General features: G+C 54.9%; 18 protein-coding genes. 8 read left to right on the top strand and 10 right to left on the bottom strand.

The features are described from left to right. The first annotated feature begins 29 nt into the window (after positions 1–29). Positions 30–2,999, top strand: a complete 2,970-nt coding sequence (locus HGO37_RS09090) for a bifunctional [glutamine synthetase] adenylyltransferase/[glutamine synthetase]-adenylyl-L-tyrosine phosphorylase (protein ID WP_502941396.1) — start codon at positions 30–32, stop codon at positions 2,997–2,999. 15 nt (positions 3,000–3,014) lie between these two features. Here the strand turns inward: HGO37_RS09090 and HGO37_RS09085 are convergent, their stop codons facing one another. Continuing rightward, on the bottom strand, positions 3,015–5,354 hold the full coding sequence (locus HGO37_RS09085) for a PAS domain-containing sensor histidine kinase (RefSeq protein ID WP_250983027.1): 2,340 nt from the start codon (positions 5,352–5,354) through the stop codon (positions 3,015–3,017). 326 nt (positions 5,355–5,680) lie between these two features. Then, complete coding sequence (pepN, locus tag HGO37_RS09080) at positions 5,681–8,329, bottom strand: aminopeptidase N (protein ID WP_250983026.1); 2,649 nt, start codon at positions 8,327–8,329, stop codon at positions 5,681–5,683. Between the two features lie 569 nt (positions 8,330–8,898). On the opposite strand from pepN, the gene HGO37_RS09075 reads away from it, so the two are divergent. Further along, positions 8,899–9,837 (top strand): DMT family transporter, encoded by a 939-nt coding sequence (locus HGO37_RS09075; RefSeq protein ID WP_250983025.1) that lies wholly within the window; start codon positions 8,899–8,901, stop codon positions 9,835–9,837. 282 nt (positions 9,838–10,119) lie between these two features. Continuing rightward, the gene (locus HGO37_RS09070; RefSeq protein WP_250983024.1) at positions 10,120–11,004 is read left to right on the top strand and encodes a hypothetical protein; all 885 of its coding nucleotides are present in this window, start codon (positions 10,120–10,122) and stop codon (positions 11,002–11,004) included. Between the two features lie 141 nt (positions 11,005–11,145). Here HGO37_RS09070 and HGO37_RS09065 read toward each other — a convergent pair whose 3' ends face one another. The 3 genes from HGO37_RS09065 to HGO37_RS09055 all read right to left on the bottom strand — a co-directional run bounded on the left by HGO37_RS09065 (position 11,146) and on the right by HGO37_RS09055 (position 13,707). Further along, positions 11,146–11,337 (bottom strand): hypothetical protein, encoded by a 192-nt coding sequence (locus tag HGO37_RS09065; protein WP_192487344.1) that lies wholly within the window; start codon positions 11,335–11,337, stop codon positions 11,146–11,148. 152 nt (positions 11,338–11,489) lie between these two features. Further along, positions 11,490–12,362: a uracil-DNA glycosylase gene (locus HGO37_RS09060; RefSeq protein WP_250983023.1), complete on the bottom strand. Its 873-nt coding sequence runs from the start codon at positions 12,360–12,362 to the stop codon at positions 11,490–11,492. Between the two features lie 52 nt (positions 12,363–12,414). Then, positions 12,415–13,707, bottom strand: coding sequence for an Hsp70 family protein (locus tag HGO37_RS09055; RefSeq protein WP_250983022.1), 1,293 nt, complete (start codon positions 13,705–13,707; stop codon positions 12,415–12,417). A gap of 268 nt (positions 13,708–13,975) precedes the next feature. Between HGO37_RS09055 and blaOXA the strand changes: the two genes are divergently transcribed. After that, on the top strand, positions 13,976–14,791 hold the full coding sequence (gene blaOXA, locus HGO37_RS09050) for a class D beta-lactamase (protein ID WP_250983021.1): 816 nt from the start codon (positions 13,976–13,978) through the stop codon (positions 14,789–14,791). 1 nt (position 14,792) lies between these two features. On the opposite strand, the gene HGO37_RS09045 is transcribed toward blaOXA, so the two are convergent. The 4 genes from HGO37_RS09045 to HGO37_RS09030 form a co-directional block, all read right to left on the bottom strand. Next, positions 14,793–14,996: a hypothetical protein gene (locus HGO37_RS09045; RefSeq protein WP_250983020.1), complete on the bottom strand. Its 204-nt coding sequence runs from the start codon at positions 14,994–14,996 to the stop codon at positions 14,793–14,795. A 77-nt stretch (positions 14,997–15,073) separates the two neighbouring features. Beyond that, positions 15,074–15,814 carry a hypothetical protein gene (locus HGO37_RS09040; RefSeq protein WP_250983019.1) on the bottom strand — a complete coding sequence of 247 codons (741 nt, stop codon included), beginning with the start codon at positions 15,812–15,814 and terminating at the stop codon, positions 15,074–15,076. Positions 15,815–15,994: 180 nt separating this feature from the next. After that, positions 15,995–16,783 (bottom strand): SDR family oxidoreductase, encoded by a 789-nt coding sequence (locus HGO37_RS09035; protein WP_250983018.1) that lies wholly within the window; start codon positions 16,781–16,783, stop codon positions 15,995–15,997. 86 nt (positions 16,784–16,869) lie between these two features. Continuing rightward, positions 16,870–18,264 (bottom strand): FAD-binding oxidoreductase, encoded by a 1,395-nt coding sequence (locus HGO37_RS09030; RefSeq protein WP_250983017.1) that lies wholly within the window; start codon positions 18,262–18,264, stop codon positions 16,870–16,872. A 337-nt stretch (positions 18,265–18,601) separates the two neighbouring features. On the opposite strand from HGO37_RS09030, the gene HGO37_RS09025 reads away from it, so the two are divergent. The 3 genes from HGO37_RS09025 to HGO37_RS09015 all read left to right on the top strand — a co-directional run bounded on the left by HGO37_RS09025 (position 18,602) and on the right by HGO37_RS09015 (position 21,852). Beyond that, positions 18,602–20,266 (top strand): electron transfer flavoprotein-ubiquinone oxidoreductase, encoded by a 1,665-nt coding sequence (locus HGO37_RS09025; RefSeq protein ID WP_250983016.1) that lies wholly within the window; start codon positions 18,602–18,604, stop codon positions 20,264–20,266. A 201-nt stretch (positions 20,267–20,467) separates the two neighbouring features. Further along, positions 20,468–20,992, top strand: a complete 525-nt coding sequence (locus HGO37_RS09020) for a GNAT family N-acetyltransferase (protein ID WP_250983015.1) — start codon at positions 20,468–20,470, stop codon at positions 20,990–20,992. 107 nt (positions 20,993–21,099) lie between these two features. Then, entirely contained in the window at positions 21,100–21,852 is a 753-nt protein-coding gene (locus HGO37_RS09015) for a pentapeptide repeat-containing protein (RefSeq protein WP_250983014.1), read from the top strand. Positions 21,853–21,895: 43 nt separating this feature from the next. Here the strand turns inward: HGO37_RS09015 and HGO37_RS09010 are convergent, their stop codons facing one another. After that, positions 21,896–22,912, bottom strand: coding sequence for a zinc-binding alcohol dehydrogenase family protein (locus HGO37_RS09010; protein ID WP_250983013.1), 1,017 nt, complete (start codon positions 22,910–22,912; stop codon positions 21,896–21,898). A 102-nt stretch (positions 22,913–23,014) separates the two neighbouring features. Between HGO37_RS09010 and HGO37_RS09005 the strand changes: the two genes are divergently transcribed. After that, a complete protein-coding gene (locus tag HGO37_RS09005) occupies positions 23,015–23,407 on the top strand; it encodes a winged helix-turn-helix transcriptional regulator (protein ID WP_250983012.1) in 393 nt (130 codons plus the stop codon). Positions 23,408–23,419: the final 12 nt, after the last annotated feature.

Genomic DNA, 23,419 nt, shown 5'->3' with positions numbered 1-23,419 from the left:
CAGAAAAGTATCGACAAGGGAGAGAGACATTGCTGCAGGACAAGACAACGCAGAACCGGCTGGATGCTGTCGCGGCGGATATCATCCGTCCCTACACGCAGACGGAGCTGAAATCCGTTTTTTCCATTTTAAAGGACATCGCCAAAAACGAACCGGCCGTTGCCAGCCTTCTGGCGACTGAGATGCCTTTAAAAGACTTTATTGCCAATGCCTTCACGCTCTCGCCCTACCTGCGCGATATGGCGACCATGGATGACGGATTGCTGACTTTGGCAATCAGTGAGCCGGTGGACGCCACGCTACAAAAGCTTGTCGATGATGCACGCAATTGCTGGCGTGCCGATGCAGAAGGCGCTTTCCCGAGTGAAAGCGATGTGATGACACGGCTGCGCATTGCCAAACGTCGATTGTCCTTTATCGTTGCCCTTGCCGATCTCGCCCGTATTTATACCGCCCGTGACACGGTCCGCTGGTTAAGCGACATGGCAGATGCTGCCCTATCTGCCGCGATCGACTTTCTGCTGCTGTCGGCCCATCAGGCGGGCAAGTTGCAACTCAGCAATCCCGATGCGCCATCGGAAAAATCCGGCCTTGTCGTGCTTGGCATGGGTAAACTCGGTGCGCGAGAGCTTAACTACTCCTCCGATATCGATGCGGTGATCTTCTTTGAACCATCGGCCGGTATCGTGGCGGATCCTCTTGAGGCAACCGAGACCTTCGGGCGTCTGATGCGCCGCCTTATCCGCATCATGCAGGAACGTACCGGTGACGGTTATGTCTTCCGCACGGACCTGCGTCTGCGTCCTGATCCAGGCTCAACGCCGCTTGCCATTCCGGTTGAGGCAGCTCTTCTTTATTACGAGGGCAGGGGACAGAACTGGGAACGTGCCGCCTATATCAAGGCACGGCCGGTGGCGGGCGACATCAAGGCAGGTGAGAACTTCCTGCGTGAACTGACACCCTTCGTGTTCCGTAAATATCTCGATTACGCCGCGATCGCCGATATTCACTCCATCAAGCGGCAGATCCATGCCCATAAGGGCCACGGCGCTATCGCCGTCAAAGGCCATAATGTCAAACTTGGTCGCGGTGGTATTCGCGAGATCGAGTTTTTTGCCCAGACCCAGCAATTGATCGCCGGCGGCCGCATGCCGGCCCTTCGCGTTCGTGCCACCGAACCGGCGTTGAATGAGCTGACCACGGCGAAATGGATTGATGCTGATACCCGCGACGAGCTGATCGATGCCTACTGGTTCCTGAGAGAAATCGAACACCGCATCCAGATGGTCCGCGATGAGCAGCTTCATACACTGCCGGACAGCGAGGCTGAACTGAAGCGCATTGCCTTCATGTTTGGTTTTGCCGACACCAAAACATTTTCCAGCCGATTGGAAGAGGTGCTGCGTCGGGTCGAAAAACAGTATTCCGAACTGTTCGAGCAGGAGACTCGTCTTTCCATCGGTTCGGGCAATCTTGTGTTCACCGGCCAAAAGGACGACCCAGACACATTGCAGACCCTCAGCAAACTGGGCTTTGAACGGCCACAGGACATTTCGCGTGTCATCCGCACATGGCACAATGGCCGCTATCGCTCCACGCAGTCGGTTGAGGCACGCGAGCGATTGACAGAACTGACACCGCAATTGCTGAAAGCCTTTGGCGAAAGCAAACGCGCCGATGAGGCTTTGCTGCGGTTTGACAACTTCCTGTCCGGCCTGCCAGCCGGCATCCAGCTGTTTTCGCTGCTCGGTAACAATCCCGCCCTGTTGTCACTGTTGGTCACTATCATGTCGTCCGCGCCGCGACTGGCAGATATCATTGCCTCGCGTCCGCATGTGTTTGATGGCATGCTCGATCCCGGCCTGATGAACGATATTCCGACACGTGAATATCTGGCAGGCCGTATGGCTGGCTTCCTGGCGCCTGCCCAGCATTATGAGGACATTCTTGACCGGTTGCGTATCTTTGCCGCCGAGCAGCGTTTCCTGATCGGTGTGCGGCTTCTGACAGGTGCGATCCGTGGAGAGATGGCGGCACGCGCCTTTACTCACCTTGCGGACCTCGTGATTGAATCAGCCCTCAATGCTGTTCTGGAGCAGATAGAGCAGGCGTATGGCCGTTTCCCCGGTGGTCGCGTGGCTGTGCTCGGTATGGGGAAACTCGGTAGCTTCGAGCTGACTGCAGGCTCGGACGTCGACCTGATCCTGCTCTATGACTACGATGACAGTGCAACCGCATCTGACGGCGAAAAACCGCTGGATGCTGTGCGTTATTTCACCCGCATCACCCAGCGGCTTATCGCTGCGCTGTCTGCGCCGACGGCAGAGGGTGTCCTTTATGAAGTCGACATGCGCCTGCGCCCGTCCGGCAACAAGGGGCCGGTGGCAACGCGTCTTTCCGCTTTCGAAAAGTACCAGCGCGAGGAAGCCTGGACCTGGGAACACATGGCACTGTCACGCGCCCGTCCTCTCTGCGGTGACCCCAGCCTGAGACTGGATGCAGCAACCATCATTCGTTCGATCCTGTCGCAGAAGCGCGAAATCAGCAAAATTGCCGCCGATGTAAAGGAAATGCGCACGCTGATCGAACAGGAAAAGCCACCGGCTGACATTTGGGATATCAAGCTGATCCCTGGTGGTCAAATCGATCTGGAGTTCATGGCGCAATTCCTGCTGCTCGTCACCGTCACCAAGGGGCAGGAATTGCCGCTGCTTGGCCAAAGCACCTATGACGTGCTGGACGCGCAGGCAGTTGGGGCGATGGAGCCGTCAGCCTTTGACGATTGCCTGAAAGCCATGCGGCTATGGACGGCGTTGTCGCAGATCATCCGCCTGTGCATCGATAGCCGTTTTGAACCGAAGGAGGCCCCGGCGGGGCTGATCGATCTGGTCTGCCGTGCAGGCGAATGCCCAGACATTGCAACGCTTGAAGGTGAAGTGAAGCGCCTGTCGAAAACTGTTCGGAAAACCTTCAATGCGTTGGTCAAGAACGGTGGATGACAGTCTGTATCCGGGTCAATGCAGCCTGCATCCACGTGGCTGGACGTGAGGGATAATCAGGGTAACGACAGTGCCCTTGCCCTCGCAGGAGCGGATCTTCATCGTGCCGCCATGCAGGTGGACAAGCGAGCGTGAGATTGCCAGGCCGAGACCTGAGCCGCCCTTGCTTTTGGCGTATTGGCTTTGCACCTGTTCAAACGGCTGGCCGATCTTGTGCAACGACTTGGTGGGAATACCGATGCCCGTATCGGCAATCGTCAGCATCAATGCACCCTGATGGACATGGGTGCGTAGGGCAATTCGGCCACCTTCTTCCGTAAACTTCACCGCATTCGAGAGAAGATTGAGGAAAATCTGCTTCATGGCGCGGCGATCACCCGTCATTGTCAGGCCGGTGCAGATGCGCTGTTCAATTGAGATGCTCTTCTGTTCGGCCTGAATGGAGGTCAGGCGCAGAGCTTCATCAATTAGTGGCGCAAGGTCGATATTTTCCGGGTTGATACGCATATGCCCGGCTTCGATCTTCGACATGTCGAGAATGTCGTTGATGACATTCAGCAGATGTTTGCCGCTGTCGTAGATGTCATGAGAATATTCCTGGTATTTCGGCGATCCGACCGGACCGAACATCTCGTTCACCAGAATTTCCGAGAAGCCGAGAATAGCATTCAACGGTGTGCGCAACTCATGGCTCATATTGGCAAGGAATTCCGACTTGGCCTTGTTGGCCGCTTCGGCGCGGTCTTTTTCCGCCTGGTAGTTGGCGTTTGCCAGAGACAATTCCGACTTCTGTCGTTCAAGCGTGTGGCGTGAGGCTGAGAGGTCGCCAATCGTCGCCATCAACCGCTTTTCAGAATCACGCAACCGTTCCTGATGGCGCTTGAGAAGTGTAATATCGGTACCAACCGACACGAGGCCACCGTCACGGGTCCGGCGCTCATTGATCTGCAGCCAGCGCTCATCGGCAAGCTGTACTTCTGTTGTACGGGAAAGACCGGACTGGTCGCCATCGGCGATACGTCGTTCGACAACAGGGCGCGCCGCCGCAGCGTTTACAGCGGAACGTTCGGTGCCGGGAATAAGGACGCTGTCCGGCAGACCATAGGCCTGCTGGAAGTGGGCGTTACACATCACCAGGCGGTCATTTTTATCCCAGAGAACAAAGGCTTCAGAGGTACATTCAATCGCATCTGCAAGGCGCTGGTCAGCTTCCGCATAACGTTGCGCCAGACGATGCTGCTCAGTCACATCCATCACAATGCCGATGACATGGGTACGGCCGGTCACGGTGCGAATGACCTGCGCGCGGGCGCGCATCCAAACATAGTGACCTTTTGCGTGTTTGATCCGGAAAATCTGGTCGATCTGGTTCAGTTCGTGCCCGGCAACTGCACGGGCAAGTGCGTAGAGATTGCCATCCTGAGGGTGCATCATGCGGGCAACGTCGCTGAACGACAGCGGCTTGTTGCGCGGCGGCAGTCCGAGCATCTCATAAAGCGAACTGGACCAGAACATGCGGCGGTTGGCGAGATCGAAATCCCACAGACCACAGCGGCCGCGCGACAGCGCCGTATCAACGCGCAGATTGGATTCCAGGAAGATCTCGTCGGCTTCACGCGCCCGTTTGACCTGCATGTAATAGGCATACAGGATCACAATGAGGATCGAGGAAATGCCGGCGAACAACGTGACGTTCATGGCAATTTCCTGCCGCCAGAACGAGCGGATGGACTCCAGTGACTGCGCTGCAATCACCATGCCGCCCTCGGTGCCGATTGGCATCATCGTGGCGTAATGTGGCGTGCCGTCAATATTGGTCTCGATCGTGCCAGGTGCGCCGGCAAAACGGCGCACAATTGCAATTTCCGGCAGGAGATTTGTCAGGCTGGTGCCGATATAGATCGAAGAGGCCACGCTGGAAGTTGCAAAGACTTTGCCTGAGGCATCAGACAGCAAAACGAAGGTATCGCCACCCATGCTGCCTTCGGGAAATGCGGCAGAGAGTTTCTGTTCAGCTTGCAGGCGGTTCTGAAATGAAAGCGGGGCGGCATTTTCAGACAATACGGAGCGGGAGGTTATGGCGATTAGAGCCGTGGACTGCCGGGCGGCATCGTCCATTCGGTTATACTCTGCCATGATGCCAAGCGTGCGTGACGCAGCGACCACAACGAGGAAGGCTGTGATGAGTATTGGAATGAGACGCTTGAGCGTCGTCTCCACCTGCGGCAGCTGACGCGGAGATCCGTGAACCAGCCCTATCAAATTGCTTGATAGCTGCTCGCTCCAGACTGAAAAATCAGAAAATTTGGCATACGGTCGCTCATCGCCCGCAGTCGCCCGCCGCACGTTCGTCATTGTCCCGCCTTGATGTCCCTCGATTCAGCGCCGCGCCATTCATGTCGCAAATCAGGACGCTGTCACAATTTGAAAAGCCGCATAGCCCACTCTCAAGATCTGTTCAGATCCCCAAGACCAATGCGCTGATCCAAAGCACCGCCGCTCGAATCTACCCTAATGAATCAAAGGCTTTGTGTGTTGTCCAGAGGCTTTGGTTAAAAGATTATTAACCCCTTGAACCGACTCAAGGTTTTTTACTCTTGTCTGCGGTCGGTTGCGAAATGCTGTTTTAAAACAAAAAAGGCCGGAGAAGCTCCAGCCTTTTTTGCAAAAGAAACTCTCAATCAGCCTTTGAGAGTCCTCTCAACGATGTCACGCACATCAGTGGAAAGCGCTGGTGCGTGCTCAATTTTCATCAGGGCAGAACGTGCCTTGTCAGCCCGGCCGGCCTCGAGAGACCGCCATGAGCGCATGCATGTCAGAATACGCGCAGCAAGCTGCGGGTTTTTCTTATCGATTTCAATGATCTGCTCGGCAATGAAAGCGTAAGCTTCACCATCCGGGCGATTGAAACCGGTGGCGTTTGCAAAGGCAAAGTTGCCGACAAGCGAGCGAACGCGGTTCGGGTTGCCTGCGATGAAGTGCTTCGACTGCATCAACTTCTTTACGCGGTCCAGCGCGTCGTGGCCGGGAATGGTGGCCTGAATGGCAAACCACTTGTCGATAACAAGTGCGTTGTTGGCAAAGCGTGTTTCAAACGATGCCAGCGCTTCTGCGGTCTCGGTCGCCGCAGGAAAGCGGTGCGCAAGGACGGTCAGGGCATGGGCAAGGTCAGTCATGTTGCTGGCAGTGCGGAAGGCTTCTGCTGCCCGTGCCGGATCTTTTTCGGCGTAAGACAGGTAGAGCAACGCACTGTTGCGCAGGGCACGGCGTCCAGCACTGGCTGCATCTGGCGTAAATTCGCCTTCGGTGCGCATGTCTTCCGCCAAGCGGACAAAGGTCTCCTGGCCACCCTGTGCGATGATCGCCAGAACCTCGCCACGTGCTTTGTGGATGGCGTCGGGATCATTGTCCCGGCCAAGTTCACGGGCAATGTCGGATTCACTTGGCAGCGCCAGCGCCTGCGCTCTGAAGGCAGGTTCCAGACTGTCGTCGGATGCGATTTCCAACAGCGCGGTAATCAGGTCCGGTGCAAAGCTGACAGCCTTGCCCTGTTTGACCGATGCCACGGCTTCAATCAGGTTTGGCAGTGCAAGGTCGGTAATCGCCTGCCAGCGCGAGAACAGGTCTGCGTCATTGCGAGCAATATGCACGAGGTCGGCAGGTGTCTGGTCGAAATGCAGGTTGATCGGTGCTGAGAAGCTGCGGTTAAGCGAAACAACCGGGCGAGACGAAATGCCGGAGAACACGAACGTCTGCGAGCGCTCGGTCAGGTGGATCACGCCGTTGGAAAACTCGCCACCCTCGACCTGTGTCGGCTCGGCAATCTGGCCATTGTCCAGCAGCAGCGCGGTGCTGAGCGGAATATGCATCGGCTCTTTGTTCTGCTGACCGGGTGTTGGCGGAATTGTCTGCTCAAGAGACAGGGTAAAGGTATTCGCTGCCGCGTCGTAAGCAGTGGATACGCTGACAAGCGGCGTGCCGGCCTGACGGTACCACAGCGAAAACTGTGTCAGGTCACGACCGCTGGCATCTTCGAAACATTTCACGAAGTCTTCGACGGTGGCGGCATCGCCGTCATGACGTTCGAAATACAGGTCCATACCCTTCTTGAAACCATCCTGACCAAGCAGGGTGGCAATCATCCGGGTAACTTCGGAGCCCTTTTCATACACCGTCGTCGTGTAGAAATTGTTGATTTCGCGGTATTTCTCTGGACGAACGGCGTGTGCGAGCGGTCCGCCATCTTCCGGAAACTGCTCCGCTTTCAGGTGACGCACTTCTGCAATACGCTTCACGGCGCGCGAGCGCATGTCGGCCGAGAACTCATGATCGCGATAAACGGTCAGGCCTTCTTTCAGGCACAGCTGGAACCAGTCGCGGCAGGTAATACGGTTGCCCGTCCAGTTGTGAAAATATTCGTGGGCGATGATCGCTTCGATATTGGCGTAGTCCGCATCGGTGGCGGTCTCAGGATCGGCCAGAACGTATTTGTCGTTGAATACGTTGAGACCCTTGTTCTCCATCGCGCCCATGTTGAAGTCAGACACGGCAACGATCATAAAAATATCGAGATCGTATTCGCGGCCGAAACGGTCTTCATCCCACTTCATCGAGCGCTTCAGCGCATCCATGGCGTAGGTGGCGCGCGGCTCCTTGCCGTGCTCGACGTAGATCTTCAGGGCAACTTCACGGCCAGACATGGTTGTGAATGTATCTTCCACAACGCCGAGATCGCCTGCGACAAGCGCAAACAGATAGCTTGGCTTCGGGTGTGGGTCGAACCAAGCTGCGAAATGACGGCTTTCGTCGTAATTGCCACCACCGAGAAAGTTGCCGTTCGACAGCAGTAGGGGATTGCCCTCTTTCTGCGAGATGATGGTGATCGTGTAAGGTGCCAATACATCCGGACGATCCGGAAAATAGGTGATGCGACGGAAGCCTTCTGCTTCACACTGCGTGCAATAAATGCCGCCAGTGCGGTAAAGGCCCATCAACTGGGTATTGGATGTCGGGTTGATATAGTTGGTGACGCAAATCTCGAACGGTTCGCTTTCCGGCAGATCACGGATTGTCAGGCTTTCCGGAGTTGCGTCATATTGTGCAGCAGGAACATCGATCTGATCCAGAAGCAGACCGGACAGAACAAGCTCGTCACCATCCAGTACCAGCGGCGCTTTTGCATCGACGCCTTCGCGCCGGTGAAAAATCAGACGCGCTTCGACTTTGGTGTTTTCAGGGTCGAGTTCAAAGGTGAGATCCACCCGTTCCAAAACAAAATCTGTTGGGCGGTAATCTGCCAGGTGAACGATCTGGCCCGTGTCTGTTCGCATGACTATTCCTGAATGAACTTATGTCTGCCGCTACCGGACATCATGGAACATGCCGCCCGAATGTAAAATTAATTTTGAGATTCACAATCATGTGAAAGGCGAAAAACATAATGTCCTTCGTAGTAGCTGCCAGACAATCTGTTCACGGAAAACCAGTGAATGTGCCTCGCATTGGCACATATTCACATCAAATGTTGAACGATTACTGAAATTATGTCTATGCCCGAATAATAATTTGGCAAATCTATATGGAAGAGTAAGTCGAAGCAGACTTGACCTCTCAGGTAGCAAGTTCTTCGCGAAGCTTACTTCGTTTTCGCTGTGTTGGCGCAGACAATATCCTGGCCATAGCATCGAAGGTATGTCGCGCTGGAAAATGCCTTGAAAGCGATGATCAAAACACGCGCCACAACAGTTGCCGTAAATTTCCAAGCCTATTTATGGTTCGATAACACGTTTTGATGAAAGTGCGATCAAATATGGGTTATAGGTAAAATCCATTTCCGTGCGCCGCCGTCTCTGCTTGCTTCGATAGCGCGTTTTTTCCAGATGTCCTGAGTGCAATTCCGATGAGCGTGGCAGCAATAAATCCAATTCGCGGTATCAGTTTCAAGGTGCTGTCGGTGATGCTGTTTTTGATGATGCAGACCTGCATCAAATCGGCAGGCGCGGATATTCCGGCCGGACAGATTACCTTTTTTCGCTCGGCCTTCGCGCTGGTCCCCATTCTTATCTATCTTGCCTGGCTGAAGGATCTGCCAGGTGCCTTTTATACCCGTCATCCCTTCGGTCATTTTAAACGTGGCGTTCTCGGCATCCTGTCAATGGCCTGTGGTTTTTATGGCCTTGTGCATCTGCCAATGCCGGATGCCATCGCGCTTGGTTATGCCTCCCCGCTGATGGCAGTCATTTTTGCCGCCGTGTTGCTGCGTGAACAGGTGAGGGTCTATCGCTGGACGGCCGTTTTCGTCGGCATGATCGGCGTTATTGTTATTCTGTTTCCCAAGCTGACTTTGCTGCGGGAAGGTGGCTTTGGCAGCAGCGAAGGCATGGGCGCTCTCTCGGTCATGGCGGCGGCAGTGCTGGCAGGCATGGCGATGATCCAGGTGCGTCAGTTGGTCGTCAGCGAAAAGACCGCCACCATCGTTGTCTATTTCTCGATAACCGGAGCTGTGCTGTCGCTGTTCACCCTGCCATTCGGTTGGGTGTCACTCAGCGCCACGGATACGACGCTGCTCATCGCCTGTGGTATATTTGGTGGCGTGGCGCAGTTGTTCCTGACTGAGAGCTACCGCCATGCCGAGGTTTCGACCATTGCGCCGTTTGAATACAGTTCCATCATCATCGGGATCGGGATTTCCTATGTGATGTTCGGTGATATCCCGACATTCACCATGCTGGTGGGGACAGCTATCGTCATCTCGGCCGGTATCTTCATTATTTACCGCGAACATCGTCTCGGCCTGAGCCGCAAGGCAAGCAAAAAAGCCTCAACCCCACAGGGCTGATTTTCTTCACATAAATGCGTGGAGTTGTAACATAACTGTCTATTGCACCTGTTACCCGTTGTCCTGGTTGTTAAAATTTAGTTAAAAGATAATTCTAGGGTAATGCAATTTTGCTAATGCTTGTGTTCCAGGCTGGCAAAAGCGGGAAATGGGGTTGAGCGTGGTGAAGTGCACGCCTGCTTTTGCAGGCGGTGTAGTATCCTGTACGCTCATGATTGCGATGCATGCTTCGATCAGTGATTACGGTGAAACTGCCAGGTTCGTTCATGCCGGGAGGATATCTTGAAAAGATATACGCCCGCTGAACTTGTAGAGCATCCGGCATTCGTTAGCGGCTTGAGTGATCTGGCGCAGGTTTTGCGTACCGTCTTCGCGGAAGGTCCACGGATGGCCAAGATGCTGGCCGCCCACCAACGGTGGTTGTTAAGCCAGGCCGGAATGGCGTTGCATCTGGAAAACGGCGAGGCGGGCCTGACGATTGCCTCCCTGCGCGATCTGATCACGCCCCATGGCATTGCCAGCCGTAACACCGTTCAGAACTTTCTCGAGCAGTTGGAAATCTACCGCTTCATCGAAGTCGTCGGTAAAAATGGCCGCTATTATCCGCGTCGTTACCGCGCGACGGAAACCACCGAAGGCGCGATGTTCCGCTGGTACGCCAGCAATCTGATGGTGGTGGATGGCATGGATGGCGGCATGCGTGCGGCGCGGCTGATCAGCCAACCGCAATTGTTCCGGCTTGCTCATCCACGCGCCATTCGCAGTTGCATCGAATCCAAGGAATGGCGCGAACCGCCCGAAAACGTCGCAATGTTCATGTGGACGGAAGGCGGCGGTCTGGTGGTCGATGATTTTATCGCCCGCATCAAGAATGCCGATATAACCCAGAAACGCATCGATATCGGCTACGTCAACATTCCCGAACTGGCGACCGAGTTCATGATGTCGCGCACCCATTTCCAGCGCATGATGCGCAAGGCCATGGATATGGAGCTGGTCGGCTGGTCAGACGATGCGCCGCGTTCCGGTATGTGGATATCGAAGCAGTTTCTGCATGACTATGCCGGCTGGCAGGCTGTGAAGATCGCCCATGTCAACAATGCATTCGTAACGGTCGTGGAAAGCCACGGTGATGAGATGACTCTGCCGCAAGTAAATCGTGATTGACTGTGCGTCTTGCTGGCCGTCGACGGTGCCAGTGCGCCAATGGCGCTTTATTCCTCAAAAAAGCCCATAAAAACCAAAAGAGCGTCTTTCTGTCGAAAAACGCTCACGGTAACACAATTTTTAAAACATGACGCCTTTAGATCAGCGCGCACGAAAATCCGCAAAAACTTGCGAAGGGCGCGTTACACCATGCTGAACAGCATAGGCACGTGCGGTGATTTGTTCGTTCGTTGCCGAACCGAAACGGTGGTAACCCTGACTGGAGCGGGGACCAACCCCTGCGAGCCTGAGTGTTTCAAAACCGGAGTGAACCGGACGAAAGCGAGTTGTCATAGCCTTGGTTCCTTAAACCTATTTCCTCCCAAGACATGAGGTGCTTATGACAGCGGTCGTCGGATTCGACAATCAGGGTAAATGCGGCGCTGTTATGCGTTAACCGCATGGCTATTTTCATAAAACGTTTACAATGGTCAAAAACCAAGCATTTACATTTGAGCGAGACGGGATTTGAAAGACAATAAATCCTGCCAAGCCAATGCTTTACTGGCTGGAGCATTGAGCAATTCTTGCGGATGCAGGCTGGCAAGTGCTGGAATAATCGCGCCGCCAACGGGCACTTCACGCCACTGACCGCGCATTGTGTGGATGGTGCCGGTGCCGCCAAAGAAGAATCGCGCGGTAACGTTGCCCAAAAGCAACAGCAATTTCGGCTCAAAAAGCGCGATCTGCCGCTCAATGAAGGGGCGGCAAATGTTCATTTCCGGCCCGGAAGGGGCGCGGTTGCCCGGCGGGCGCCATGGCACGGTGTTGGCAAGTGCGATCTGATTGCGGTCGAGATCGATCGCTGCCAGCATACGGTCGAGCAGCATGCCTGCCTTGCCAGAGAAAGGCAGACCATCGCGGTCGTCATCCGCATCCGGCATCGGGCCAATGATCATGACCTTGGAGCCCGGGGTACCCGTCGCAAACACGGTATTGCGCGCCCCGTTTTTAAGATTGCATCCGTTGAAGCTTTCAAGGGCAGTTTTCAACTCTTCCAGGGAACGGGCACTTTCGGCCGCAAATCGGGCCGCAGCCACCGCCTGTTCGTCTGGCACCGCCATATTAGGCACGGAGGGTGCCGCCGCTGCCGGACGTCCACCGGTCGTGGCAGATGGTTTGCCGGCATCGCTCCGTCCTGCCGTTTGGCCGGAGCGTGCGTTGTCCGTCTGCCGTACCTGCTGTTTGGCACGGCTTGCCTCAAACTCCGCAAACCGGTCAATGGCTTTATCCTCCAGTAACCAGTCAACGCCCGCATCTGCATGAAAATGCAGAAGCGCGGCGAGTTCGGCAGGGGATAGGTCATTTGCGGATATCATGAGGTCAACATAATGATCTGGCGGCGTAGATCAAAGTAAAAAGCGTCTTTGGTTACGCCGTCCAACGCTCAATGTCGCCACTCTCGCCAATCATGGCCAGACCGTGCGCAATCGACAGCAATTCTCCGCCGCTTTCAATCTTATCGGCGTCGAAACGCTGCGTGAAGATTTTACGTACCGCAGGAACGAAGGATGTGCCGCCTGTCAGAAAGACCTTGTCGATGCTGGATGCATCGGTGTTGGTCTTGGTCAGGACTTCGTCGAGCGCATCTTCGATCTTGGCGAGATCGTCGCTGATCCAGGTGTCGAAATCGGCGCGGCGCACGGTCTTGCGGCCGGACTTTCCGAGCGGCGAGAAATTGAACTCCGCCTCTTCATGCTGCGACAGTGCCATCTTGGTGGCCGAAATGGCCTGATAGAGCGGATAACCTTCGTCATGTTCAACGAGATCAATGAACATTTCCAGCTTTTCCGGCTCCAGAGCAGCACGCACCAGTGATTTCAGATCGGTGAATTCTTTTGACGTTTTGAAGATCGACAGCTGGTTCCAGCGGCCGAAATTGACGTAGTAGCCGGCCGGTACATCGAGAACCTTGTCAAAGCTCTTGAACTGGCTGCCTTTGCCGATCTCTGGCGAGACCAGATTGTCAATCATGCGAAAATCGAAATGGTCGCCGGCAACACCGACACCGGAGTGACCGATCGGTTTTGCCGAAAGCTGGCCGCCATTGGTTTCAAAACGAATGAGTGAATAGTCGGTTGTACCGCCGCCGAAGTCGGCGACCAGAACATTCGCATCTTTCTTGAGGCTCTGGGCAAAATAGTAGGCGGCTGCCACCGGCTCGTAAACATAGTGGATGTTTGGGAAACCCATGCGAGTCAAGGCTTCATTATAGCGCTGCAGGGCAAGGTCTTCATTTGGGTTGGAGCCGGCAAACCGCACGGGACGACCAGCTACAACGGTGCCGATATCACCGTTCCAGTTATCGCCTGCATAGGTCTTCAGCTTGCGTAGGAAAACCTCCATCAAATCTTCGAAGGTCTGGCGCTTGGCGTAGATCAACGTGCCCTGGAAAAGCGAGGAGGCGGCAAATGTTTTGATCGACTGCAGGAAACGGCAATCACCGGCGTGATCGATGAATTGGCGAATGGCGGCCTGACCGGCTTCCACGTGCAATGCCGCAGCACCAAGCGACGGATCTTTCATAAAGGAAAGTGCGGTTCGCATGCTGTCTGTGTCACCGGCCATGCTGCTGAATTGCATGGAACGGCTCTGCGTGCCGTTTTCAGAGAGAGCCATGACCGTGTTGGTCGTGCCGAAGTCGAGGCCGAGCGCCCGTGCCATTGCGGTATCCTTTGTCGATAAAATAGCTGGCCGGACTGAACGATGTCAGTCCCGCAAATAAAAAGGCGTCAATTGACACCTGTGATTTTTGAAGAGGGCGGGTGATCGCATAGGAGATTGTGAATGGCAAGCATGGCGCATGCGTTTTCTTAAGTCATGCCGCAATAAAGCCACGGGGGTTGGCGCAATACGAAGATGGGGATGGACATGATTTGATGAAACGCACGGCGCTAGTTGTTTTGAGTAAAGCGCATCAGGAGGGCGACGTATGACGCAAACACTTTATCGTTCGGCATTGTTTTTTGGTTTGGTATCAGGCGTTTGTCTGAGTTTTGGTGCGGCCGGTGCAGCAGAACCGGTTCACTGCACGGTCATTCTGGATGTGGCGAGCCGGCAGGCTCTGCACCGCGAGGGGGATTGCGACAAGGCCTATGCACCTCAATCGACTTTCAAATTTCCTCTGGCGATCATGGGTTATGATACCGGCATTCTGAAGGACGCCACAACGCCGCGATGGGACTATAAGGCGGAATGGAAAAGGCCGAAGCGCGAACAGCAATCGGTCGATCCGACGATTTGGGAAAAGGATTCCATCGTCTGGTATTCGCAGGAAATTACCCGAAAGCTCGGCAAGCAGAAGTTTGCCGAATACGTCAAGGAATTCGAGTATGGCAATGCCGATGTCAAAGGCGTACCCGGTCATACGGATGGGCTGACGGAATCCTGGCTAATGTCGTCGCTGAAGATTTCTCCTGATCAGCAGGTCGATTTCATGCGCCGCTTCGTGAGTGGAAAAATACCGGCCTCCAAGCAAGCTTACGACAATACAAAGGCGATCATCCCGCAATTTACTGCCGCCGATGGCTGGTTGATCCACGGTAAAACCGGTTCCGGTCGTATTCGCAACAAGGTCGGCAAGACGGATGGTAATAACTGGCTTGGCTGGTTTGTCGGCTGGGCAGAAAAGGGCGATCAGCGGGTGGTCTTTGCCACGCTGAATGTCCGGGAATGGACAACCAAGGAACCGATCAGCTTTGCGACCCGTGACGCGCTGATTGCCGATCTGCCAAAGCTGGTGAAATAATTTAGCGGATAAAGCGCCGTGCCACGAAGATCATGGCCAGCCCGGCAATCGCCAAAAGTGCGCCGCGCAACATCCATGGGCTTTGATTGATCATGAAGCTGGAGGCGGGGTAGGGGAAATAACCGCTACCCTGCCCAATCCAGATTGCGCCGATAAGCGTTAGAAGAACCCCAAGGACGGTCAGTGAAATTCGAAGCACCTGCATGATAAACCCCGAAAGAGACAAGGTCTCTATCATAACCTGAAGCGGTCTATCGCGCCATGGTCACAATCTCCCGTCGTTTACGCTTCAGCGTAATAACGAACGATCAGATTTGTCTCGTCTTCAGTGTCGGTATCCTGCGAAGCCTTTAACGCCGTTCCTTCAAACGTACTTTTTTCGATCGCGTCCAAAACACCACGAATGATCTGGTCTGTTTGGGCGGCGATTGCACGATTGCGCAAGGCTGTGAATGCGGCGTCATTAACCGCTCTGAAACTGCGCTCCAGCGCGGCGTCATTTTTCAAAACCAGTGTGTGAGAGGTGGGCGCTGACACAGACGAAACGGCTGTTGGTCTTGACTGAACCGGCGCGGCTTGCTGTTGCGGATTAGGGCCCGCTGCGGCAGGTGCCGTGGTGGCACTGTCAGCCTTGCTATCATTCTGCGCGCTATCGGTCTCGACAGTCGACGAGGGCGCTGCGTTGACCTGTTCACTGGGCTGAGATGCATCGGTCGGTTCCGGCGCTGAACCGGCGCTATCACCGTCTTCCGATATGTCGTTATCATCGACGGCGGAAGGCGGTTCCCCAGCCGCAGCTCCAGCTTCTGCCTCTGTATCGCCATCAGGCTGAGTAGGCGCCGCAGAATAGGTGCCATCATCATCTTGTGCTGCGGTCTCTAGTGCCGTGTTTTCACCGGTTTGTGCATGTGTGCCCGGCGGCGTTTGCGAAACCTGATTGCCGGAAGAAGAATTTGTGTTGCCGCTGTTGCCAAGAGACGTTTGCCCACTTGAAGAGGTGGGCGGCAGAAGTGTTTCGAGCATGAAAGGGGTACCAGAACTATCAATGCCCCTCGTCTAACCTTCCACCCCCCAAAATTTAGTGGAATTGGGTAGCGTGATTTTATTAAAATACTGAGGTAATTGCGTTTTCCACAGCACAAAACAAAAGCGCGCCACAACCATGCCGTGGCGCAATCCAAAGGACTTTGAACGAATTGATCGTTAGATGGAGCTTGCCGCACCGCCATCGACCCGCAACATGGTGCCGGTGATGTAGCTTGCTCCCTGCGAGCACAGAAACGCACCTGCTGCACCAAATTCATCGACAGTGCCGAGACGTGCAGCCGGAATGGTCTTGACGGACGATGAGCGGATTTCCTCAAGGCTCTTGCCGGTGCGTTTGGCATTGGCGCCATCTAGTTCATCGATACGATCGGTGTGAATACGGCCGGGCAGCAGCATGTTGGATGTGATGCCGAAACCTGCCACTTCGCTCGACAATGTCTTGCTCCAGCCAACCAGCGCGCCGCGCAATGTGTTGGACAGCGCCAGATTGGGGATCGGTTCAAAAACGCCTGACGAGGCGACGGTGACAATACGGCCCCAGCGTTGTTCCTTCATCTGCGGCAGGAAAGCGCCGGTCAGTGTGATGACGCGCAGCACCATCGACTGGAAGAAGGTTTCGAGCTTTTCGGCTGTGATTTCTTCGGCAGTGCCGGGTGTCGGGCCACCGGTATTGTTGATCAGGATGTCGATGCCGCCGAGTTTCTGTTTAACGGCGTCAACCATCTCGGCCACAAAATTTGCCTCGGAAATGTCACCACGAACCCAATCGGCCTTGCCTTTGCCAAGCGCGTTGAGAGCCTGGCAATTGGCCTCCAGCTTTTCACTGGTGCGGCCAACCAGCAATACATTAACGCCTTCCTTGATCAGCGCAGTGGCAATGCCAAGGCCAAGACCGCGTGAGGAAGCGAGAACCAGTGCGCGTTTGCCGGAAATACCGAAATCCATGTGTCATTCCTTATGAAATCGAGACGTCATTATTTGTATAGGCTGCGCAGGTCACGATTTGAAGGTCGAGACACGCATTGATGCATTTAGGCAAATGGCACTTTGCCGGGATTGAACAAACCATCGGGATCGAGAGCCTGCTTGATCTGTTTTGCGAGACTGCGTTTTACCGGGTCGGCATAATTTTCGTAACCATACCGTTTCTCAAAACCCACGCCATGTTCGGCCGAGAAGCTGCCGCCAATTTCGCGCACACCGGTATAGATCGCATCCTGAATGCGAATGAGTTCCGCTTCGTCTGGCTCATCACATTTGACCGTCAGATGCAGGTTGCCATCGGCAATATGGCCATAGACATAAAGTTGGTAATCCGGATTCAGCACCTGAAACCGAGCATGTAGATCCGCGACATAGGCATCCAGCAGGGCAGGCGGTAAGGATACGTCGAAGGAGGGTGGATTGTTGTAGAACTGGTAATAGAAACCGGATTCCTCGCGCAGCGCCCAGATTTGTTTGGCTTGGGTGCTGGACTGCGCGACAATGCCATCGAGAATACCGATGTCCTCCCAGATATCGGCAAGGGCCGCTTCCAGATTGCCGCGAGCCGTTTCTTCATCTGTGGACGAAATCTCAACGATAAAGGCGCAGGCGCTTTCCGGCAGCCAGGAAAGGTCAAAATTGCGCAAGGCGGCATGGTCACGGATAAACAGCGGCCACATCATTTCTGCCGCTTCCAGCTTGAGGCCGGTCATGTCAGTGAGATGTTCGGCAATGGCCAGCGCGCTTTTGGCATTATTGACTGCCAGCATGGCGGTGGCGCGGTATGGCCGCAAAGTTTCAAGTTTCAGTACGAGGCGTGTGATGATACCGAACGCGCCTTCGCTTCCGATCAGCAACTGCTTGATGTCAGGCCCGGCACTGACTTTGACTACGCGGGTCAGGTCACTGAATATCGTACCATCAGGCATGACGGCCTCGATGCCGAGTATCTGATGGCGCATGACGCCGTTACGAAACGCCAGCAAGCCGCCTGCATTGGTGGCCGCCATGCCGCCAATTGTTGCCGTTCCGCGCGAAGGAAGGTCAATGCCGGTGGTAAGGCCGTATGCCGCTGCCGCTTCCTGAAGGGCTTGCAACGTCATGCCCGCCTGCACTGTGACGGTCTTTTCTTCGATATTTATGCTATCAACGGCGTTCAGCCGTGATGTCGAGATGATGATCTGCCCTTCATGGCTGACGCAACCACCAGCAAGACTGGTGCGCCCACCATGAGGCACAATGTTGACGCCCTGTTCGCGACACCATGTCACAAGCGCAGCGACGTCCACTGCACTAGAGGGAGACACCAGAATTCCAGCGCCAAAATTGTCCGGGTGTTCTCCGGGGTCGCGTCCCTGCAAGTCGGCATGTCCGGACACATGCATGTCGGGGAAGGCAAATTTCAGCTTCGCTTCAAGGGTGAGGGCGGAGTTGTCTGACATTGGCGGTTCGTTTCGCGGCGTGAATTCAGTTGGCAAATCAATAGCAGCCTGCCGTCGGGCGTCCAATGCACTTTGAAGAATCCACCGATTTTGATGGCGGGAAAGCTAATAGGCTGGCGTGTTCATTTGCTTAAACGCGCCTTGACCGACGCTAAAACCGACCTTATTTGTATATTACGTGAACGTAAAAGTAATTTAATCGTCAGGTTGTCTGACAATAATGTGTGAATCGACATGACTTGCCGCATTCAGCGCTCGACAAGTGCCGTTTGCTTTGCCAAGAAAGAACCGAAAGACAGGGACGGGGTGGTCAACCCGGCGGGATTGAGAGGCTGATATGACAGAGCAACATGAACTTCCTGAACGCGAGTCGATGGAATTCGACGTTGTGATTGTGGGTGCAGGTCCTGCGGGTCTGTCGGCAGCAATTCGTTTGAAGCAGGTTAATCCGGACCTGTCAGTGGTTGTTCTGGAAAAGGGTGCCGAAGTTGGAGCCCATATCCTGTCCGGCGCGGTGGTTGATCCTATTGGTATCGACCGCCTGTTGCCCGGCTGGCGTGAGGAAGAGGGCCATCCGTTCAAGACCGAGGTGAAGGACGACCAGTTCCTGTTCTTGGGGCCTGCTGGTTCAATTCGTCTGCCAAACTTCATGATGCCACCGCTGATGAGCAACCACGGCAATTACATCGTGTCGCTTGGTCTGGTCTGTCGTTGGCTGGCGGAAAAGGCGGAAGCTCTCGGCGTCGAGATCTATCCCGGTTTTGCTGCCAGCGAGGTTATTTACGGTGACGACGGCGCTGTCATTGGCGTTGCAACCGGTGACATGGGCGTTGAAAGAAACGGCGAACCTGGCCCCAACTTCACGCGCGGCATGGCCCTGATGGGTAAATATGTGCTGATCGGTGAGGGTGTGCGTGGTTCTCTGGCCAAGCAGCTTATCTCGAAATTCGACCTGCAGAAGGATCGTGATGTCCAGAAGTTCGGTATTGGCATCAAGGAACTGTGGCAGGTAAAGCCTGAAAAGCACAAACAGGGTCTGGTACAGCACTCGTTCGGTTGGCCACTGGGCTTTAAAACCGGTGGCGGATCTTTCCTGTATCATCTGGAAGACAATCTGGTGGCCGTTGGTTTCGTGGTACACCTCAACTACAAGAACCCGTATCTCTATCCGTTTGAAGAGTTCCAGCGGTTCAAGACCCATCCGGCAATCAGCGAAACCTTCGAGGGCGGTAAGCGCCTGTCCTATGGCGCCCGCGCCATCACCGAAGGCGGCTACCAGTCGGTGCCAAAACTTTCCTTCCCCGGTGGCGCACTGATCGGTTGCTCAGCCGGTCTGGTCAACGTGCCGCGCATCAAGGGCAGCCACAATGCCGTGCTGTCTGGCATGCTGGCGGCAGAAAAGATCGCCGACGTGATTGCCGCAGGTCGCGCCAATGATGAAGTTGTCGAGATCGAAAATGAATGGCGCCTGGGCGATATTGGCAAGGACCTGAAGCGGGTTCGCAACGTCAAACCACTGTGGTCCAGGTTCGGCACGTTGCTGGGCATTGGCCTGGGTGGTCTCGATATGTGGATCAACCAGATTTTCGGCTTGTCAATCTTCGGCACCCTGAAGCACGGAAAGACCGATGCGGAAAGCCTTGAGCCTGCTGCGAAACACAAGCCGATTGCCTATCCGCGACCAGATGGCGTGTTGACCTTTGATCGCCTGTCATCGGTGTTCCTGTCTTCCACCAATCATGAGGAAGACCAGCCGGTGCATCTGCATGTCAAGGACATGGATTTGCAGAAGCGCTCCGAGCATGATGTCTATGCTGGTCCTTCGACACGTTACTGTCCGGCAGGCGTCTATGAATGGGTCGAGAAGGATGGCGAAGAAGTCTACGTCATCAACGCGCAGAACTGCGTGCACTGCAAGACCTGTGACATCAAAGACCCGAACCAGAATATCAACTGGGTTCCGCCACAAGGCGGCGAAGGGCCGGTTTACGCCAATATGTAAAGATGGCCCGGCTCGCACGGACCGCCGCCAGCAAAGATGTTCGGCGAAGGGCCGGTCTACGCCAATATGTAAAGATGGCCCGGCTCGCACGGACCGCCGCCAGCAAAGATGTTCGGCGAAGGGCCGGTCTACGCCAATATGTAAAGATGGCCCAGCCTGCACGGACCGCCGCTCAAATGAATATAAGGTCAGGTTGTGAAAATGGATGATCTTGTCTCGTTTTCCATCCGGCCTGCGCGATGCGATGAAATAGAGGCATTGAGACAGATTGAGCTCGATGCCTTTTTTGCGCTTCGCGATGCTGGCGGTATTCCGGGTGAACCAAGCGCCACATCGGCTGACAGTCTTTTCGTCATGCTTGAAAATGGTCTTCTTGTCGTGGCCGCAAACAGTGAAGATCGCCCCTTGGGTTTTCTTGGCGCAACACAGATCGGCGATGAACTCTACATCAATGAAATCGATGTCTTGAGGGCAGTGCAAGGCAAGGGGCTGGGCAAGGCTCTGATTGTCTGGGCTGTCGAAGAGATGGGGCGACGCCGACTGCGACGTGCGACGCTGACCACCGACCGGTTTGTGCCGTTCAACGCGCCGTTTTATGCCCGCAACGGTTTCCGTGTATTGGCGGATGATGAACTGTCGTCTCATCTGCGGCAAACACTGGATCACCAGATTAAATGTGGTCTTGATCCTGCCCGCCGGGTCGCCATGGCTTGGGATAACCACTAAATCCACAACCGCGTGCAACGGCCTGTTGAATTCCCTGCGTTTAACCATGACATGTGGGGAGGTGCTGATATAATGCTGTGGCGCATATCGCGTCCTGGGGTGGTGTTATGGACTTTGGTGTTAAATGCGGCGTTATCTCCTCTGGCCTTAAAAGCAGATGGCTATGGTCTGCTGTTGCGGCATGCGGTTTTCTATCGGTTATGACCTCAGCGCATTTCACTGCCGCAGCCGATTGCCGGTCTGATCCTGCCCCCGGCGTGGACTGGAGCCAATGCAACAAGCGACTGCTGATGCTCGGTGGAAGCAATTTCGAAGGTGCCAACCTGCAGGGCACTGATTTCACCTATACAGACCTGCGTGAGTCGATTGTGAAATCGGTGAACTTCACCAAGGCGAAGCTGGTCAGAACTTCACTCGCAAATACCGATCTTGCAGGCGCAACACTCAACAAGATTGAAGCCTACCGCAGCGATTTCACCAACGTGAAGGCCGACAAGGTGCCATTCGTGAACGCGGAAATGCAAAGAGCCGATTTTACCGGCGCACATCTTGCTGGCGCGGATTTTTCAAAGGCCGAACTCGGCCGGGCAAATTTTGAGAACGCGGTGCTGGATGACGTGCATTTCAGCATGGCAAACTTGTCTCGAGCGCGCTTCATCGGTGCAAAGCTTGGCGGCGCGGTGGATTTGCAGAACGCATTTCTTTTCTTGGCACGTTTTGAAGGCGTCGACCTGTCGAAGGTCTCTGGATTATCTCAAGGCCAGCTTGATCTCGCCTGTGGTGATGCAAACACCAAGCTACCGGAAGGCCTTACGGCATCTAAAGAGTGGCCCTGCCATCCAGACGAAGACCCTTCATGATGGAAAAATCCCCCTGACCAAAGGCTAGGGGGATTCAAGATCATCAGAAGCCGGACAGGACAATCTTGCCCTTGGCCGTGCCGCTTTCAATCAGCGCATGGGCTTTTTTCAGGTTGGCGGCATTGATGCTGCCATAGGTTTCCGTCAGCGTTGTCTTGATTTTTCCGGCATCGACAAGTTCTGCGACATGGCTCAACAGCTTGTGCTGTTCGATCATGTCAGGTGTCTGGAAGACGGCGCGTGCGAACATCATTTCCCAGTGCACCGACAGGCATTTACGCTTGAATGGCATGACGTCGAACCCGCCTTTGGGATCATCAATCAACGCAAAACGGCCCTGTGGTGCCAGCAAGGTCACGCTTTCGCCGCCATGGAGATCGCTCTGTGTGGTGGAAAACACAAAGGAAGGCGCGCCTATTCCAAGTGCCTCGACCTGCGTAGCTATCGGCTGGCTATGGTCGATGACATGGTGAGCGCCAAGTTCTTTTGCCCATTCTTTCGTTTCCGGACGTGACGCCGTTGCGATGACCGTCAGATCGGTCAACTGCCGCACCAGTTGGATGGCAATCGAGCCAACACCGCCGGCGCCACCAATGATGACTATGGCATTAGCGCCACCGGAAACCGGCTCATTGATATCAAGGCGATCAAACAGGGTTTCATAGGCGGTGATGGCTGTCAGGGGCAGGGCAGCCGCTTCTTCAAAGCTCAGGCTTTTAGGCTTTGCGCCGACAATGCGCTCATCCACCAACTGGAATTCACTGTTGGAGCCCGGCCGGTTAATGACGCCAGCGTAATAGACCTCGTCTCCGGGCTTGAACAGGCTGACCTTGTCGCCGACCGCCTTGACCACACCCGCCGCATCGAAGCCGAGCACGCGATGCTGGCCATCTTCAGGAACAGCACTTTTGCGTACCTTGGTATCAACGGGGTTCACCGATACCGCCTTGATCTCGACAAGCAGGTCGTGATCGGTGGCGACAGGAACTGGCAATTCAATGTCCAGAAGGGACGTTTCGGCAGTGATGGGTTGAGGGTTCAGATAACCGACGGCACGCATGTAAAGCCTCCTTGCTTGTTTGCATGCAAGGTAATTGATACATATGAAATGAAACCGCAAGAATGCACAAATTCTGTATATACGCACAAAAAGGATACTGTGATGTCTCGTCCTCGTGCAAAATTGACTGGCAACTTTCCCGGCTGTCCCGTTGAATCCACGCTGAGTTTTCTCGATGGCAAGTGGAAGGGCGTCATCCTCTATCACCTGCTGAATGGTGGCACGCTTCGCTTCAACGAACTGCGTCGCCACATTCCAAGCGTCACCCAGCGCATGCTGACCAAGCAGTTGCGTGAGCTGGAAGAAGCAGGTCTGATTTCGCGCAAGGTTTTTCCCGTCGTGCCGCCTCGGGTGGACTATGCGCTGACGCCACTGGGCCTTAGCATGCAGCCGGTTATCGCCGTTCTGAAAACCTGGGGTGATAGCCACGTCGTTTGCGAGAACGGCACGAAATACGTCCGCACACCGGATGGCAGGAAGGAACTGGCAGCCTGAGCTGCCAGTCTT

The organism is Rhizobium sp. CG4 (assembly GCF_023701965.1).
GTDB lineage: Bacteria > Pseudomonadota > Alphaproteobacteria > Rhizobiales > Rhizobiaceae > Agrobacterium.
This window is presented reverse-complemented; position numbering and strand designations above follow the sequence as displayed.

Coding starts and splice junctions, on each gene's coding strand:
- blaOXA (WP_250983021.1), top strand. CDS start 13,976: ATGACGCAAACACTTTATCGTTCGGCATTGTTTTTTGGTTTGGTATCA.
- HGO37_RS09035 (WP_250983018.1), bottom strand. CDS start 16,783: ATGGATTTCGGTATTTCCGGCAAACGCGCACTGGTTCTCGCTTCCTCA.
- HGO37_RS09065 (WP_192487344.1), bottom strand. CDS start 11,337: ATGACAACTCGCTTTCGTCCGGTTCACTCCGGTTTTGAAACACTCAGG.
- HGO37_RS09010 (WP_250983013.1), bottom strand. CDS start 22,912: ATGCGTGCCGTCGGTTATCTGAACCCTCAACCCATCACTGCCGAAACG.
- HGO37_RS09075 (WP_250983025.1), top strand. CDS start 8,899: ATGAGCGTGGCAGCAATAAATCCAATTCGCGGTATCAGTTTCAAGGTG.
- HGO37_RS09025 (WP_250983016.1), top strand. CDS start 18,602: ATGACAGAGCAACATGAACTTCCTGAACGCGAGTCGATGGAATTCGAC.
- HGO37_RS09030 (WP_250983017.1), bottom strand. CDS start 18,264: ATGTCAGACAACTCCGCCCTCACCCTTGAAGCGAAGCTGAAATTTGCC.
- HGO37_RS09055 (WP_250983022.1), bottom strand. CDS start 13,707: ATGGCACGGGCGCTCGGCCTCGACTTCGGCACGACCAACACGGTCATG.
- pepN (WP_250983026.1), bottom strand. CDS start 8,329: ATGCGAACAGACACGGGCCAGATCGTTCACCTGGCAGATTACCGCCCA.
- HGO37_RS09040 (WP_250983019.1), bottom strand. CDS start 15,814: ATGCTCGAAACACTTCTGCCGCCCACCTCTTCAAGTGGGCAAACGTCT.
- HGO37_RS09020 (WP_250983015.1), top strand. CDS start 20,468: ATGGATGATCTTGTCTCGTTTTCCATCCGGCCTGCGCGATGCGATGAA.
- HGO37_RS09015 (WP_250983014.1), top strand. CDS start 21,100: ATGGACTTTGGTGTTAAATGCGGCGTTATCTCCTCTGGCCTTAAAAGC.
- HGO37_RS09085 (WP_250983027.1), bottom strand. CDS start 5,354: ATGACGAACGTGCGGCGGGCGACTGCGGGCGATGAGCGACCGTATGCC.
- HGO37_RS09005 (WP_250983012.1), top strand. CDS start 23,015: ATGTCTCGTCCTCGTGCAAAATTGACTGGCAACTTTCCCGGCTGTCCC.
- HGO37_RS09060 (WP_250983023.1), bottom strand. CDS start 12,362: ATGATATCCGCAAATGACCTATCCCCTGCCGAACTCGCCGCGCTTCTG.
- HGO37_RS09045 (WP_250983020.1), bottom strand. CDS start 14,996: ATGCAGGTGCTTCGAATTTCACTGACCGTCCTTGGGGTTCTTCTAACG.